Here is a 14,910-nt window from a genome sequence, read left to right as displayed (position 1 = left end):
CGGGCATGCAGGCAATTGACATCAAACTGCTGCGTGACTTTAAAAGGCTTTGGTTGCAAGCCGTTGCAATATCATTGGTGCTGGCTTGTGGCGTTGCAATCCTGCTGACGTCGGTCGGGATGTACAAGGCACTTTCCGAGACACGAACAGCATATTATGAACGCAACCGCTTTGCAGATGTCTTTGCCCATACCACCCGTGCCCCATTGTCATTGCTCGCTGAAATTGCCCGCATAGATGGCGTCGTCGGTGTAGAGGCCCGCATTGCTGGGGATGCCACTTTGGATATTCCGGGGCGCACAAGAACGGCGGTTGGTCATATCCTGTCGTATCCTGAAACCGCCATTCCGGTTTTGAATGTCCCATTGCTGGTGACTGGCAGGTTTCCAGATCCTCTCAGCACCGATGAAGTTGTCGTCAACGCACCCTTTGCAAAAGCGAACAAATTTACGACAGGTGACAGTTTCAGTGCCAACCTCAGAGGGCGAAAGCGCAATCTGACGATTGTTGGCACAGTGCTGTCGCCTGAGTTTATCTATACAATCGGCCCCGGTGCCTTGATGCCGGACAATGCATCTTTTGGTATCATCTGGATGTCCGAACGCGCTGCAGCGGCGGCATTCGATATGACCGGCGCGTTCAACGATGTGTCACTGGCGCTGGCCACAGGGACGTCGACGGCGACAGTTATTGACGCGCTGGACACGTTGTTGGAACCCTTTGGGGGCCTTGGTGCCTATGATCGTACCACGCATCAGTCCAATGCTTTTCTGGATGCAGAGATCAGTCAGCTTAAGGGAATGGCCGCCATTCTGCCGCCAATCTTCTTTGGCATTTCGGGTTTTCTGGTCAGCATGGTGATGAGCAGGATCATCACACTGGAACGCAGTGAAATTGGTCTTCTTAAAGCCATCGGATATTCCGATATGGAAATCAGCCTGCATTATTTGATGTTGGCGGCAATGATCGCAGTGGTCGGTGTGGGGGTGGGTTGGATAGCCGGGACGGTGCTGGCGCGGGTCACAGCCGCGCAATATGCGGAATTCTTTAATTTCCCTTATGTGATCTTTCGCGTTTCATACTGGGTTTACGCCCTCACTGGCCTTGCGGGACTGGCCACGACCAGCCTTGGGGCCGCTCAGGCTGCTCTCAAGGCTGCGCGACTGGCACCCGCAATCGCGATGCAGCCCCCTGCCCCGCCGCGGTTCAAAAGATCCTTCATTGATGATGCGATGACACGACTGCGCCTTGCCCAATCGACGGTCATGATCTTGCGTTCTCTGCTGCGCTGGCCAGTCCGCAGTTTTCTGACCTCGCTGGGTCTGGCGCTTGCTGTGGCCTCGATGATTGCGGCCACCTTCATCAATGATGCGCTCGATGAAATTGTCGATCTGGCCTTCTACCGGACCAACCGTCAGGACGCGATACTGCTTTTCGCGGATGATCTGCCTCAAATAGCCCTTGAAGATATCCGCAATTTGCCCGGTGTATTGCAGGCCGAAAACCAGCAATTCCACGCGGCAATCTTGCATCATGGCCATCTGACAAAGCGGGTGGCTGTTGAATCGCGCCCCCCCGGTACTGACCTCAGCCGGGTGTTGGACGTGCAAGGCAAGCCGCTGGATGTGCCGCCAGGTGGGGTGGTTCTGTCCCGGCGATTGGCGGCTCATCTTGATGTGCGAAGTCGGGAAAACATCGACATCGAGTTTCTAAGTGGCAGGCGTGAGACGTTTAGCGTCACGGTCACGGGGTTGGTGGAACAGCATTTCGGATTAGGTGCCTATATGGATTTTGAATACCTGAACGCCCTTTTTCGACAGTCCCCACGGATATCAACCGTGAATGTGACGCTGGATGATCAACAAATAGAGGCGCTGCATGCGGCCATCAAGGATACCCCTCGCGTGACGGGCATTGTTGAGATGAATGAAAATCGCCGTTCATTTCAACACACGATCGAACAAAATATCGTCGTCATGAACACCATCTATATAGTGATCGCCGTGCTGATCACCGTTGGCGTGACCTACAACGCCGCGCGCATTCAACTGTCTGAGCGCGCGCGCGAATTAGCCAGCCTGAGGATCCTTGGCTATGGCCGTGGCGAAGTGTCGTACATTCTGGTGGGTGAGATAATGTTGATAGCGCTCAGTGCGCAGCCGTTTGGCTGGCTCATCGGTGCCTGGATTGCCCAGCTGATGACATCAGCATTCACCAGTGATCTCTATGCGATTCCGCTGGTTCTGAAACCGGCAACCTTTACGTTTGCAAGTCTTGTGGTGCTGAGCGCAGCGTTTGGATCAGCGATGATCGTGCGCCGGCGGCTTGACCGTCTAGATTTGGTCTCTGTCATGAAAACAAGGGAATGATGCAATGGCATATTCAACCCGCACACTTGTTCTAATCGGCCTTGGCGTCACGCTGGTGGCTGGGCTGTCTTATGTCAGCTTCCGGACGGACCCGGTTGCCGTTGATCTGGCCACAGTCGTTCAGGGCCCTTTGGAAGTCACCATCAATGCGGATGGCAAAACACAGGTGCGGAATTTGTATGAGGTCGCGTCACCGATCGCGGGCACGGCCCTGCGGTCGCCCGTCTCGGAAGGTGATGTTGTGCGTTCAGGAGAAACCGTTGTTGCAATCGTACGCCCTTTGTCTGCCGGACTGTTGGATGCGCGCACCCAGTTGCAGGCAGAGGCGGCCCTGCAGGAAGCGTTGGCTGCACGGCATGTGGCACAGGCCGATCTGAAGCAGGCGGAAGAAACCCAGCGCTTTGCGCAGTCGCAGTTGGACCGAACGCAGGCATTGGTAAACCGTGGTGTGGCGTCGATCACCCGGCTTGAAGATGACACCCAAAGGGTGGCTGTTGCGAATGCGGCGATTGATGCCGCTAAGGCGCGGATTGAAATGGCGGATGGCGTTGTTAGGCGTGCGCGTGCCAGTCTTTTATCACCAGGTGAAGCGGGTGCATCGCCTGAAAGTTGCTGCGTTCAAATAACGGCACCCTCGGATGGGGTGGTCCTGTCGGTAGCGGCAATCAGCGAACGACCAGTCACAACAGGGACACCGCTGGTCAGTATCGGCGATCCAGATCAGCTTGAGCTTGTTGCAGACATCCTGTCAAACGATGCGGTCCGTCTCGCACCCGGCGCATTGGCCTATGTCGAACGCTGGGGTGGCCCGCAGGTATTGGAAGCAAAGCTGGACCGCATTGATCCCAAGGCACGCACCAAAATCTCGGCTCTTGGGATCGAAGAACAGCGTGTGGATGCCTATTTCATCATGACCAGCCCCCGTGAAACCCATGCAACCCTGGGCGATGGTTTTTCCGTTTTTCTCAGGATCGTTGAATGGCGTGCCGAGGACGTGTTGCAGGTCCCGCTTAGCGCGATTTTTCGCCACGATACGGGCTGGGCGGTCTTTGTGGCCCAAGACGGCGTTGCAGAAAAACGCGCAGTGACCTTGGGCCGACGTAACTCGCAAATGACTGAGGTGGTGAGCGGTTTGGCGTTATCAGAACAGGTGGTCACCCACCCAAGTGACTCCATTGCCGCAGGTGTCGCTCTGGTGGAAAGGTCGCAGCTATGAGCGGAGACAAGAACAAACCGCATGAGCTGGACGCCCGCTGGCATTCGGCGCTTGGTCAATTGACCGGCGGCCTATCCCCGGCGGCGCTTCTCACGGCATACGTGGATTGGGGACTGCATCTGATCGGGTCCCCCGACAAACAATCTGAACTGGTCAAAGAGGCGTTGTCATCTGTCCCAAACCCCAAGCCGCAGAGCGATCCGCGCTTTGCAGATGCGACGTGGTCTGCCTTTCCATTCAATCTTTATGCACAAAGTTTTCTTGCCACGCAGAATTGGTGGGATACCGCCACCACGAACCTGTCTGGTGTTGATCCTAAACATGCCCAGATTGTCAGTTTCGCTGCGCGGCAATGGCTTGACATGTTCTCGCCCTCCAACTTTGCCGCAACCAATCCGCAAGTGCAGGAACGCACGCGTCAGGAAGGCGGGCAGAACCTAATTCGAGGTGCGCGTTATTGGATGGAGGATTTGAACCGTTTGCTGACCAAAAAACCGCGGCAATCAGGCAATTACAATGTGGGAAAAGAGCTTGCCACTACGCCCGGAGATGTGGTTTTGCACAACGATCTGGTTGAGCTGATACGCTACCGCCCCACAACTGAAAAAGTGCATCCTGAGCCGATTCTGATCGTGCCTGCATGGATCATGAAATACTATATTCTGGATCTTACCGCCCAACGATCACTGGTCGCGTATCTGCGCGATCAAGGGTTTGAGGTATTCATTCTGTCATGGAAGAACCCTGACCAAAAGGACGCCGATCTTTCACTGCAGGATTATGTCGATTTGGGCGTGCGCGCAGCCATTACCAAGATCAAGGCGATGGGATGTACGCGCCTGCATGCGGCAGGTTATTGCTTGGGGGGTACATTGCTGGCCATTGTCACCGCCGCGATGGCGCGTGACGGTGACGACAGTCTGGCCAGTGTCAGCCTGCTTGCGTCACAGGTGGATTTTTCCGAACCCGGTGAACTGGGGCTGTTCATCAATGAAAGCCAGGTGGCCTTTTTAGAAGATATCATGGCAACGCGTGGCTATCTCAAGGCGGATCAGATGGCAGGGGCGTTTCAGCTTTTGCGATCAAATGACCTTGTTTGGAGCAGGGTCATCCGCCACTATTTGCTGGGTGAACGCACCCCCGACAATCCGTTGCTGGCATGGAATGCCGATGCGACCCGGATGCCAGCGCGGATGCATACTGAATACCTCCGGCGCTTGTTCCTGCAAAATGATTTGGCCAAAGGAAGGTTTGAGGTCGATGGAGCGACAGTCGCCCTGAGCGATATCCGCACAAAGGTCTATTGTGTTGGCACGGAGGCAGATCATGTGTCGCCCTGGGTCTCGGTCTACCGACTGTTGCTCTTGACTGATACAGACGTCACTTTTGTGCTGACCAGCGGCGGTCACAATGGCGGTATCTTGTCCGAACCCGGCCGCGCTGGCCGACATTTTCGCTGCGGCTACAAGGCCAAGAACGACACACATATCACCGCATCGGATTGGTTTGACCGCCACCAACCAAAGGACGGATCATGGTGGCAGCACTGGGCCAAATGGCTAACAAAACACAGCAGTCCAGTGGTGCCGCCACGCAAGGTAGATCTTGAGGGATGCGACCCGGCACCCGGCCACTACGTTCTGGGTTAAGATTTGTTTTTGGGGACTTTGGGCACAAAAGCCTTGGTGCTCATTTCGACCAGCTTGCCGGTTTCGTCATGATACTGATCCATGGCTTTCTGAATGAACCGGGCCTGTATGCGCTGAATGTCACCGACGTTTTTGCAGTGCAGTATTTCGTGCTGTGTCTTGACGTCTTCCTTGATCCTTTCAGCTACGAAACTGGCCATTTCAGCGCTCAAATCACTGAGCGATTCAATCCACGCTTTGCTCATCCCCATCATATTTCCGAAACCAGCCTCCTGAAGCTGCTTCAAGGTGTCGAGCGGTTCTGTCGTTGGTGATGTTGGTTTTTTGGCATCTGTCTCGTGCGTCGCTGATTTGTCGACCATTTCTTGTCCTCCGGTTTGTGACGTTACGCCCGTAATCCTAGACGAGAATTTTGAGTTTGGTTTGACATTACTCAATTGTGGAAATGGCATCTGGCTGATGCTGTGGGGATGAAGCAAGAACACGGACACAGCCCGCAAGAAGTTGCCAGCCGTCTGTCGGCTGGACCAAACCACAGCCATCTCAAAGACCTGATCTATGGCGGTATTGACGGTGCAGTGACCACGTTCGCGATTGTGGCGGGCGTCGAGGGTGCGGGGCTTTCGCATACGATTATTGTGGCCCTTGGGCTGGCCAATATCCTCGCGGATGGGTTTTCGATGGCCGCCAGCAATTATTCAGGCACCAAAGCTGAGCTGGACGACCGCAAGCGGATCATCCAGATCGAGGAGCGCCATATCGTCGAAAACCCTGCTGGCGAGTTGGAAGAGTTGCGGCAGATCCTGCATCTGCGCGGATTGACGGGTGAGGTGCTGGAAAGCGCCGTGCACGCAATCTCTCAGAGCAAGAAAAAATGGATCGACCTGATGCTCACCGATGAATATGGGCTAGCCCGTGATGGGCCGGCACCGATACGCGCGGCGATTGCCACTTTCGTGGCGTTTCTGATGGCCGGAGCGGTCCCGTTGATCCCCTTTGTTCTGGGGTTGCAGAATGCTTTTGCGATATCGATCGGTGCAACGCTGCTGACTTTTTTCCTGATTGGGACCGGGAAAAGCCGCTGGTCGCTTGCCAAATGGTGGCGGTCCGGCACCGAGACATTGTTGATCGGTGCCATGGCCGCGCTTTTGGCATATGGTGTCGGCGGGCTCTTCAATGTTGGCTAGTTTGGGTTGAGCGATGTCAATTTGGCCTCAGTTCCATCTGATACCTTGGTCCTTAAAAAGAGGCCGCTGATGTTCTCACACGCTAAAAGGATTCTCTATCTCAATGGCTTTGAAATCAAGGTCGATCCCAGTTGGGTGATTATTGCGGCGCTGATCACCTGGAGCTTGTCGCGGCAATATTTTCCGGATATTTTACCCAATGCATCCGCGGCGACCCACCTGATGATGGCGCTGATTTCTATGCTGGCCCTATTTGCATCGCTGTTGTTGCATGAATTGGCCCACTCGGTCGTGGCACGACGTTTGGGCCTTCCGGTCAAAAGCATCACATTGTTTCTCTTTGGTGGCGTGGCCGAACTTGAGGCGGAACCCGCATCTGCCCGTGTCGAATTCTGGGTCGCGCTGGCGGGTCCGGTGATGTCGCTCTGTCTGGCAGTCGGGTTCTGGACCCTCACGCAGGCCGCTATGTTTTTCGGCAGCGTACCTGCCTTTAGAGAGGTGATTTCTTATCTGGCGCTGATTAATCTGGTGCTCGCGTTGTTCAATATGGTCCCGGCGTTTCCCTTGGATGGCGGCCGCATGTTGCGCGCTTATCTGTGGCATCGGACGGGCGATGCGCTGGCCGCAACCAAGACCGCCGCGCAATCAGGCGCTTTTTTTGCTTACGCGCTGATGGCTTTGGGCGTTATGGCGCTTTTTCAGGGCGCATTTGTTGCGGGGCTATGGCAGTTGATGATCGGGGGATTTTTGCTGATCGCAGCGCGGTCCAGCTACAACGCGCAACTGGCTCGGGTGGTCTTTGAGGGGAAGTCCGTGGATGCGATGATGAAACGTGACCCCATTACAGTTGGGCCAGAAATGACACTGACAGAGCTTGCCGACCAGATCATGCTGCGGCACGGCGTCAGCTTTGTCCCTGTTCTGGATGATGCAGTGCTTTTGGGCCATATTGACACAACCGTTCTGTCCAGCATTGACCGCGAAAACTGGAGCAACACTCGCGTAGGGGATGTTTTTGTTGGATTGGATCAAAACGTGCTCGTCCCCCCTGAGTTGGCTGTTCCGGATCTTTTGGGGATCATCGCAAATACTGGCCGGCGCAAGTTTCTGGTCGTATCGGACCATCGTCTTGTTGGCGTGATTACTCTGGCTGATCTCACACGGTTTCTTAACCTTGGTGATCTTGCGCATCGCGCAAGATAATCAACCAAAGTATCATCGCTACATATCAATAGAGCCTTGCACCTTTGGCGGAACAACTGGCAATCTGAACCCAAAGGGACATCGCATATGAGCAACCTCACCGAAGACAGCGCAGTTCTGCATGCCATTCTGGATGCGGCGGTGGATGCGATGATCGTGTCAGATCATGACGGGACGATACTGCGGGTCAATTCGGCGGCGGCCCGCCTTTTTCAATTTGATGTGGCTGAGATGGTTGGCCAAAACGTGAAGATGCTGATGCCACAGTCATTGGCCAATCTGCACGAGGGTTACATGTCACACCACCTTGAAACCGGCGAAAGGCGGATTATCGGTCTTGGCCGCGCTGTTGAGGGTCGGCGCAAGGACATGTCCGAATTTCCTCTGCATTTGTCCGTTGGTGAAGCACAAGTTGACGGCGAGGCTATTTTTGTCGGGATCCTGCACGATCTGACCAATCGAATAGCTGCCGAAGATGCGTTGGCCCGTTCTCAGCGGTTGGATGCCATCGGCCAAATGACCGGTGGAATCGCCCATGATTTCAACAATCTTCTGACAGTAATTGTCGGCAATCTGGAACTGCTTGAAAAGCGAGGCGCTGATGATCGGCAGGTGCCTTTGATCAAGGACGCCCTTGATTCTGCCGAACTGGGTGCCGAACTGACGTCACGGCTTCTGGTCTTTGCGCGCCGCAGCAAACTCAAACCAGAGCAGGTTGATCTGCGTATCTTGTGTGAGGGCACGCTGGGCATTCTCAAACGGACATTTGGCGCGCGCTATCGCATCAAAACCGATTTTGCCAAGGACGTGGGTTTGGTTAAGGTCGATCCGGTGCAGCTTCAATCTGCGTTGATGAACCTCGCGCTGAATGCGCGGGATGCAATGGGCACCGGGGGCGAATTGCTGATCTCCGTTGCCAATGTGACCATTGATGACAGCTATATGGCGCAGGAAACGGATATCGAACCCGGCGATTATGTTCGCCTTTCCGTCAGCGACGATGGCGAGGGCATGACTGCAGAGGCGCAGCGCCGTGCTTTTGAGCCTTTCTTTACGACCAAAACTGAGAGCGGCGGATCGGGCCTTGGATTGGCGATGGTCTATGGCTTTGTCCGGCAATCAGGCGGGCATGTGACACTTTACAGCGAACTGGGGCTCGGCACGAGTTTCGGCCTCTATTTTCCAATGCTGTCGCCAGCAGATGCAACCGATCAGGCTTCGGATTGGGAAGGTTGGGCAAACGCGGCCGTACCACGCGGTCACGGTGAAACGATCTTGATTGTCGAAGACAACCCAAGAGTGCGCAAGATTTCCATCGAGCGCATCCGCGACCTTGGATTTGTGACCCTTGAAGCGGAGACGGGGGATCAAGCCTATCAGATGCTACAGGATGGTGCGGAGGTCGATCTTGTATTTTCCGATCTGGTCATGCCAGGAGACTTGAATGGGTACGATCTGGCCGCCAAAGTTCTGGCTGAGTATCCCAATCTTAAGGTGCTTCTGACCTCTGGATATGCCAGTGACGTGGTCACGGATGCAATGGCGCATGGCGAACCCTACGAAATCCTTCATAAGCCCTATCGGCAATCAGATTTGGCGCTGCGGCTTCAGATGCTTTTGGCTGAGGGTTCTGACGGCTGAACCGTTTGGACGTCTGAGGCAAAAATATAGCCCACGCCGCGCACAGTCTTGATCAGCTTGGGGTTTGACGGGTCGCGTTCGATTTTTTTGCGCAGACGGGCAATCTGGTTGTCGACAGTGCGATCCAGCGGGCTCCATTCTATGCCGCCCGTCATGTCCATCAGTTGATCACGCGATAACACCCGTTTGGGGCTATTCAGAAAGACCGTGAGCAGTTTGAAATCACCACTGGTCAATCCGCAATCCGCACCGTCGCGGTCTATGAGTTCCATCCGATCCGGTGCCGCGATCATCCCATCAAAGGCAAAATGCGCACTTTCGCCAGATCCATACAGTGCGGATGGGTCTGCTACCCCCTCCTGCTGAATGTTCTCACTGCGGCTGGTTCTGCGCAGGACGCTCCTTACCCGGGCAACCACTTCGCGAACATGGAAAGGTTTTGTGATGTAGTCGTCTGCCCCGACCTCAAGCCCCACGACGCGGTCAATGACATCATCCTTGCCCGTCACCATGATGATGGGGACCTGAGAGACCTGTCTGATCTGGCGTGCCAGCTTGATTCCATTGTCAGCGCCCAGATGAATGTCCAAAGTAACAAGGCTGATCGGGGCTGAGGCAAGTATATCCATGACATTTGAGGCTCTGTCCGCTTCGCGCACGGCGAACCCTTCATCCTCGAATACATTGCGCAAGAGTGATCTGATTTTCTGGTCGTCTTCCACGACGAGGATTATCTCATCACTCATAAGCGCCCCTTTCTCGCCGTTAATAGCAGATACACAGTTTTTTCACATGCACAGACGCGACAGTGGAACGGGACGGATACAAAATGATACAAAAACCCGCCCAAGTAGAACAACCCGCGTTACAATAGCTACATAGGTTAGCCCCAAATCATCACTAGGGGGCCTCAAGATGTATGTAACAATTCCCAGAGACCATACCGCAGAGGCGTATGTTGCGCCACTTGCGAGCAAGTCGCCCAAAACGGCGGCAACACGTCTGAAACCCGGTACATACCTATATTACGAGGGTGATCATGTGGAGTGGCTTTATCAAGTTACCAGCGGCGTTCTGCGCCTGACCCGGCTGCTGGCTGATGGCAGGCGTCAGGTCATCGCATTCGGGTATCCGGGCGATATCGTTGGGTTTCCGTCCAACGGCAAGCATCACGCCGATTGCGAGGCGCTGACAGAAGCACGGCTGCAACCTTATCGACGTTCCGCTTTGGAAAGCGGTGAAGGCGATCCCAAGCTGCATCAGGGTCTTTTGCAGGCGGCCTTGCGTGAAATCAGTGCAATGCAGGATCATTTCATGATGCTTGGGCGCAAATCGGCGAGCGAAAAACTGGCATCATTTCTGTGCGTACTGGTCGATCAGGTCGGGCAGGACCTGGGCGGGTTTCGGCAGGTCACGTTGCCGATGAGCCGCTCGGATATTGCGGATTTTCTTGGCCTCACAACAGAGACGGTCAGCCGGACATTCACGCAGCTGCGCAAAAGCAAAATCATCGCAATTGAGAACATCCAGACAATCATCATCCTGCGACCGACCGCCTTGCTTGGCTTGTCACTGGGTGATCGCGACTGATCCACCGCGTGCCATAGCCCTAAGCATCCAATCGCCACCGGAAAGACAGGCCCTTCTTTGCCCATTCAGTGGTTTCAGGGGGCTGGCCAGAGATCATGTATCTCGGTTGGCAAACTGGCGCGGACATCTTCAACTTCGCCCCGGCTGAGGCGCGCATTCAGCATGTCAAAGACACATTTGATGTCATCGCGCCCTCGGTATTCCGGACTCTCGCCCATTTGAGCATCAACAAATGTCACGAACTCCTGAGCACGGCGTTCCTTGATGGGTGTCTGTTTTGGCACCCAGCCTTCAAAGAAGAATCCGCGGATTATCAGAGGCAGCTGTGCAGACATCTGTGCCAGTTCATTAATCATCAAATGATCGCGGATACGGTGCAAGGTGATCCGCAAGAGGCGCAACGTGCTGCGCTTTGACGACCAGCCAAGCCGGGCTGCAAGTTCGTTGATCCATTCATGAGTCAGATGAACACTGTGGTCGATTACTTCCAAACCTTGAGCGGTCATGGCTATTCTCCTGTTTGATGTCAGTCGTTTATTGGTTTCAGATCAATGTCCAGCGCCGCACCCGGATTTCCGATCAGGGTCTGGAACAACGCATTTGTCATCGCCCCGATGCCCAGCAGGACCAGTGTGTAGTTGGCCACCCAGCCCACGAACGGGATGAAATTCAGCAAAGCTATAAAAATGATCGCACCGGCATAAATCAGAAGGCGTGCAACATTGCTTGGCTCCGGCGCGCCGCCAAATCCCGCCCAGATGCGCATGGCAACACTATAGGCCCCCAGAGCGTATCCGAGGGTCCATGCCACCACGATGGCAAGCACAACGATCGGGACAAAGGGCAACCCCACAATTGTTAGCGCCGTGATCGGCACCATACCAAAAAGAACGGAAAGGCCGATGACACCGAGCATCAGGGTTTGCCCCGGTGCCGCTGCGATGCTCTTGCGCATTTTCGACAGCCGCTTGGGCACAAAACCCAGCATCAAGGCACCCAGCACCAAGAAGAACAAAAGCGAGATGACAAAGCCGAACAGCAGAGAGGCAAAGGTCGGGAATGCGGGCATGTCTTTGCCCATATCCTCCCACGCCTCCCACAGATGCGCATCCTTGATCGCCTCAAACACCACGCGTTCAGCCGGGGCCACCCGTTCAGGCACTGCGATCTTTTCCTGAGTACTGTAGGTCAATGTGCCGCTGACGATTGCATCGGGACCAAATGAGAGTGTTTGTGCGAGAATTCGGGCGTCACCTTTGATCGGAGCATTCAAGATCACATCTCGGCCCATCACAGAGAGGACGCCGGTTATCGGTCCTTCGATCGTGACTGTATTGCCCATTAGGCGCGCATTGCCCTCGGTCTGCGAAGTTTTCTCTGTCCGAACTGAAAATCCGGCAGCTGACAAATCTTCAGCGACGGCACCGCGGATCACGACATTGGCACCAATCGCGTAAAGATCTTCGGTTGCATCGGCGCTGACCGACACATCAAAGCCCGAGACATGCAGATCACCTTGAGTTGCACCATGAACCTGAGCTGATCGCGCCGCTAAGAATGTGTCGCCGCGCGCATCAATCGTTTCACTGACCTGCCCCCCGGCAAAAAACGTGTCATTGCCATTCTGCAAAGAGACGGTTTCAGCCGATGAGGTGGTGCAAATGCACAAAGCGGCCAAGGTGGCCATGGCGATTTGGCGAATAGACATCGGAACACTCCTCGAAAGACTTTGGATTGCCCCAGAGCTACACCACTGCGCCAAAAAAGAATTGACGAGGATCAATCGACCAGCTGCCATATTTGCTAGGCAGCAAAGGTACCGCTCCGACACTTCGCAATAATGAGGATTGCATCATGGGACCCAAAACAATTCTGGTTTGTCTAACCACGGTTGAACACGCCGAAGCCCTTCTGAAAGTGGCTGTACCGCTGGCGCGAAAACATAATGCGCATCTCATTGGACTCCACACCATTGAGGCCTTGCTGGTTTATCCCGGTATTGCGATGCATATTCCAGAACCTGCCTTTGCCGCTTTCAACGCCAGCCAGAAAGAGGAATCGGAAGAGATCAGGGTGATTTTCGAAAAGCACACCAAGAGCGAAGATTTCATCAGCGAATTCCGCCTTGTTCGTGCCGAAGCTGTCTCGGCCAATGAACGGATGGTCGAAAGCGCCCGCGCTGCAGATCTGGTAATCATGGCGCATGAAGATAAGGAAAACGACAGATACGACCAAAGGCAGGCGCAAGCTCAGGTTATCCGCGAAAGTGGCCGTCCCGTTATCGTTGTGCCGACCGATTATGATGGTCCTGAGATCGGTGCAAATATCCTTTTGGGATGGAGCGATACCAAAGAAGCGGCGCGCGCGGCACATGACATGCTGGCCGTTGCAGATGCTGGCGCAGACCTTACCATCTTGCGCGTCGTGAAATCGCATAAAGACGCACTTACAGATAGTGATGGGATTGACCTGGCCGAGATGTTTTCAAGGCATGGGCTAAAGCCCAAACTTGATCATCGCGAAGCAATGGGCGACAGCATTGCCAACGTGCTGAACAAGGCCGCATTCGAAATAGGCGCTGATCTGATTGTCACAGGGGCATTTGGTCATTCTCGGGCCTATGACCTTGTCTTGGGTGCCACATCCTATGCGCTGCTGCGCGACCAGAAACTGCCGGTATTATTTAGCCAGTAACAGATGCAGCGGGGACATCGTTGTACAGATGACGGGCGGATCACTGACACTATTCTCTATACTCCCGAAGTCCGAATTTCGGGTCACCGGTACATTGGCTAAAGCGTTTCGTACTGGCTCAACCTGCGCAAAACGGCGTCCCGTTCCTCAATCAGGTCCAAAACAAGTGCGACGCCTGCGACATTGATACCAAGATCGCGGTTCAGGCGTCGGGCCTTTTTGGCCCGCACGATGTTTGTGCCAATAAACTGCCAGTCTCCCGATCTGCTGCCTTTGGGTTCCAGTACGCCATATTCCACCAATTCTATCACCCAGTCTTCTTCGGCCTGACAAAAGCGGCACAGGTCCTGCAACGACAGCGCGTCAACAACGTCGCTTTTTGAAGTGGTCTTTTTCATGGTGCTATCCTCCTAGATGGGCGCGCGGATCAAACGGCATTTCTTTTGCCATCTTCTCGAAGAATGCGCGCGCTTCTGCGGTGTCGGCTTTGGGATTTACGATCTTCAAAGTGGCATAGATATCCCCTTTTGGAGTGCCGGGCAGGCCTTTGCCTTTCAAACGCATTTTCTGGCCCGTGCGCGCGTTTTTGGGGATGCGCAGGTCAACCTTGCCACCCGGCGTCGGCATCACGACGTGACTGCCCAACGCCGCCTCCCATGGGGCGATGGGTAAATCCAGATAAAGATCCTTGCCTTCCGGGCGATAGACCGGGTGCGGGGCAAAGGTAACCTCAAGAAACAGATCCCCCTCCGTGCCCGGGCCCGCCCCCGGTGCACCCTGCCCTGCCAGCCGGATGTGCTGCCCCTGTGCAATTCCCATTGGTACATGCACTGAGACTTTGTGGTCTTGCAGTCTGACATTTCCGTCCGGGCCAACAACCGGTGTGCGCAAGCTGATGGTGCGATCAGCCCCTCGATAGGCATCTTCAATTGCAATTTCGATCCGCCCATGACTGTCTGCACCACGGCCAGATCGCATGCCCCCGGGTGCCCCGCCCCCTCTGCGGAATAGCGTTTCAAAGAAATCACTGAACGCCCCGTCGCCTTGCGGCCCGCCGCCAGAGAACTCAAAACCACTGTCCCAATCCGGAGGCGGCTGATAGCGTCCCCCACGGCGCTGCGGTTCCTGACCCAATTGATCATACGCGGCCCGCCGTTCGGGGTCTTTCAAGACCTCATAGGCTTCGTTCACGTCCTTGAACTTGGCTTCAGAATCTGCGCCTGCTTTGATATCGGGGTGATATTTGCGCGCAAGCTTTCGAAACGCTTTCTTGATCTCAGATGCACTCGCCTCGCGTTGGACGCCGAGAACCTTGTAGTAATCTTTAAATTCCATCTGACCTTCATCCGCATACAATTTCG

14 protein-coding genes are annotated in these 14,910 nt (G+C 54.8%); 8 read left to right on the top strand and 6 right to left on the bottom strand.

The features are described 5' to 3' along the window. The first annotated feature begins 5 nt into the window (after positions 1–5). The 3 genes from ACEWL3_RS17755 to ACEWL3_RS17745 are packed head-to-tail and all read left to right on the top strand — an operon-like array spanning position 6 to position 5,234. On the top strand, positions 6–2,369 hold the full coding sequence (locus ACEWL3_RS17755) for an ABC transporter permease (protein WP_386184758.1): 2,364 nt from the start codon (positions 6–8) through the stop codon (positions 2,367–2,369). Positions 2,370–2,373: 4 nt separating this feature from the next. Then, the gene (locus ACEWL3_RS17750; protein ID WP_386184759.1) at positions 2,374–3,585 is read left to right on the top strand and encodes an efflux RND transporter periplasmic adaptor subunit; all 1,212 of its coding nucleotides are present in this window, start codon (positions 2,374–2,376) and stop codon (positions 3,583–3,585) included. Next, positions 3,582–5,234 carry a PHA/PHB synthase family protein gene (locus tag ACEWL3_RS17745; RefSeq protein WP_386184761.1) on the top strand — a complete coding sequence of 551 codons (1,653 nt, stop codon included), beginning with the start codon at positions 3,582–3,584 and terminating at the stop codon, positions 5,232–5,234. The genes ACEWL3_RS17750 and ACEWL3_RS17745 overlap by 4 nt, the downstream gene beginning before the upstream one ends. Here the strand turns inward: ACEWL3_RS17745 and ACEWL3_RS17740 are convergent. Continuing rightward, positions 5,231–5,596, bottom strand: a complete 366-nt coding sequence (locus ACEWL3_RS17740; protein WP_386184763.1) for a phasin family protein — start codon at positions 5,594–5,596, stop codon at positions 5,231–5,233. The two genes, ACEWL3_RS17745 and ACEWL3_RS17740, sit on opposite strands and share 4 nt — an antisense overlap. Before the next feature lie 108 nt (positions 5,597–5,704). Here ACEWL3_RS17740 and ACEWL3_RS17735 point away from each other — a divergent pair, with 108 nt between their 5' ends. The 3 genes from ACEWL3_RS17735 (at position 5,705) to ACEWL3_RS17725 (ending at position 9,265) form a co-directional block, all read left to right on the top strand. Further along, the gene (locus tag ACEWL3_RS17735; RefSeq protein WP_386184765.1) at positions 5,705–6,421 is read left to right on the top strand and encodes a VIT1/CCC1 transporter family protein; all 717 of its coding nucleotides are present in this window, start codon (positions 5,705–5,707) and stop codon (positions 6,419–6,421) included. Positions 6,422–6,490: 69 nt separating this feature from the next. Next, the gene (locus tag ACEWL3_RS17730) at positions 6,491–7,624 is read left to right on the top strand and encodes a site-2 protease family protein (RefSeq protein WP_386184767.1); all 1,134 of its coding nucleotides are present in this window, start codon (positions 6,491–6,493) and stop codon (positions 7,622–7,624) included. A gap of 87 nt (positions 7,625–7,711) precedes the next feature. Next, the gene (locus tag ACEWL3_RS17725) at positions 7,712–9,265 is read left to right on the top strand and encodes a PAS domain S-box protein (protein WP_386184769.1); all 1,554 of its coding nucleotides are present in this window, start codon (positions 7,712–7,714) and stop codon (positions 9,263–9,265) included. Here the strand turns inward: ACEWL3_RS17725 and ACEWL3_RS17720 are convergent. Beyond that, positions 9,232–10,011, bottom strand: coding sequence for a response regulator (locus ACEWL3_RS17720; RefSeq protein WP_386184771.1), 780 nt, complete (start codon positions 10,009–10,011; stop codon positions 9,232–9,234). The genes ACEWL3_RS17725 and ACEWL3_RS17720 overlap by 34 nt on opposite strands. A 169-nt stretch (positions 10,012–10,180) precedes the next feature. Between ACEWL3_RS17720 and ACEWL3_RS17715 the strand changes: the two genes are divergently transcribed. Then, entirely contained in the window at positions 10,181–10,855 is a 675-nt protein-coding gene (locus tag ACEWL3_RS17715) for a helix-turn-helix domain-containing protein (protein ID WP_386184773.1), read from the top strand. Positions 10,856–10,929: 74 nt separating this feature from the next. Here ACEWL3_RS17715 and ACEWL3_RS17710 read toward each other — a convergent pair whose 3' ends face one another. Together ACEWL3_RS17710 and ACEWL3_RS17705 are read right to left on the bottom strand one after the other, a co-directional pair. Next, entirely contained in the window at positions 10,930–11,361 is a 432-nt protein-coding gene (locus tag ACEWL3_RS17710) for a DUF2267 domain-containing protein (protein WP_386184775.1), read from the bottom strand. A 20-nt stretch (positions 11,362–11,381) separates the two neighbouring features. After that, a complete protein-coding gene (locus tag ACEWL3_RS17705) occupies positions 11,382–12,563 on the bottom strand; it encodes a DUF8173 domain-containing protein (protein ID WP_386184778.1) in 1,182 nt (393 codons plus the stop codon). 146 nt (positions 12,564–12,709) lie between these two features. Between ACEWL3_RS17705 and ACEWL3_RS17700 the strand changes: the two genes are divergently transcribed. After that, positions 12,710–13,549: a universal stress protein gene (locus ACEWL3_RS17700; protein WP_386184780.1), complete on the top strand. Its 840-nt coding sequence runs from the start codon at positions 12,710–12,712 to the stop codon at positions 13,547–13,549. Positions 13,550–13,647: 98 nt separating this feature from the next. On the opposite strand, the gene ACEWL3_RS17695 is transcribed toward ACEWL3_RS17700, so the two are convergent. Together ACEWL3_RS17695 and ACEWL3_RS17690 are read right to left on the bottom strand one after the other, a co-directional pair. Further along, positions 13,648–13,947, bottom strand: a complete 300-nt coding sequence (locus tag ACEWL3_RS17695) for a chaperone modulator CbpM (protein WP_386184782.1) — start codon at positions 13,945–13,947, stop codon at positions 13,648–13,650. A 4-nt stretch (positions 13,948–13,951) separates the two neighbouring features. Next, positions 13,952–14,884, bottom strand: coding sequence for a DnaJ C-terminal domain-containing protein (locus ACEWL3_RS17690; RefSeq protein ID WP_386184784.1), 933 nt, complete (start codon positions 14,882–14,884; stop codon positions 13,952–13,954). Positions 14,885–14,910 lie beyond the last annotated feature (26 nt).

The organism is Sulfitobacter sediminivivens (assembly GCF_042611115.2).
GTDB lineage: Bacteria > Pseudomonadota > Alphaproteobacteria > Rhodobacterales > Rhodobacteraceae > Sulfitobacter > Sulfitobacter sediminivivens.
This window is presented reverse-complemented; position numbering and strand designations above follow the sequence as displayed.

What these genes read in the sequence shown, in the direction of transcription:
- ACEWL3_RS17755 (WP_386184758.1), top strand. Translation starts at nt 6, where the DNA reads ATGCAGGCAATTGACATCAAACTGCTGCGTGACTTTAAAAGGCTTTGG.
- ACEWL3_RS17750 (WP_386184759.1), top strand. Translation starts at nt 2,374, where the DNA reads ATGGCATATTCAACCCGCACACTTGTTCTAATCGGCCTTGGCGTCACG.
- ACEWL3_RS17745 (WP_386184761.1), top strand. Translation starts at nt 3,582, where the DNA reads ATGAGCGGAGACAAGAACAAACCGCATGAGCTGGACGCCCGCTGGCAT.
- ACEWL3_RS17740 (WP_386184763.1), bottom strand. Translation starts at nt 5,596, where the DNA reads ATGGTCGACAAATCAGCGACGCACGAGACAGATGCCAAAAAACCAACA.
- ACEWL3_RS17735 (WP_386184765.1), top strand. Translation starts at nt 5,705, where the DNA reads ATGAAGCAAGAACACGGACACAGCCCGCAAGAAGTTGCCAGCCGTCTG.
- ACEWL3_RS17730 (WP_386184767.1), top strand. Translation starts at nt 6,491, where the DNA reads ATGTTCTCACACGCTAAAAGGATTCTCTATCTCAATGGCTTTGAAATC.
- ACEWL3_RS17725 (WP_386184769.1), top strand. Translation starts at nt 7,712, where the DNA reads ATGAGCAACCTCACCGAAGACAGCGCAGTTCTGCATGCCATTCTGGAT.
- ACEWL3_RS17720 (WP_386184771.1), bottom strand. Translation starts at nt 10,011, where the DNA reads ATGAGTGATGAGATAATCCTCGTCGTGGAAGACGACCAGAAAATCAGA.
- ACEWL3_RS17715 (WP_386184773.1), top strand. Translation starts at nt 10,181, where the DNA reads ATGTATGTAACAATTCCCAGAGACCATACCGCAGAGGCGTATGTTGCG.
- ACEWL3_RS17710 (WP_386184775.1), bottom strand. Translation starts at nt 11,361, where the DNA reads ATGACCGCTCAAGGTTTGGAAGTAATCGACCACAGTGTTCATCTGACT.
- ACEWL3_RS17705 (WP_386184778.1), bottom strand. Translation starts at nt 12,563, where the DNA reads ATGTCTATTCGCCAAATCGCCATGGCCACCTTGGCCGCTTTGTGCATT.
- ACEWL3_RS17700 (WP_386184780.1), top strand. Translation starts at nt 12,710, where the DNA reads ATGGGACCCAAAACAATTCTGGTTTGTCTAACCACGGTTGAACACGCC.
- ACEWL3_RS17695 (WP_386184782.1), bottom strand. Translation starts at nt 13,947, where the DNA reads ATGAAAAAGACCACTTCAAAAAGCGACGTTGTTGACGCGCTGTCGTTG.
- ACEWL3_RS17690 (WP_386184784.1), bottom strand. Translation starts at nt 14,884, where the DNA reads ATGGAATTTAAAGATTACTACAAGGTTCTCGGCGTCCAACGCGAGGCG.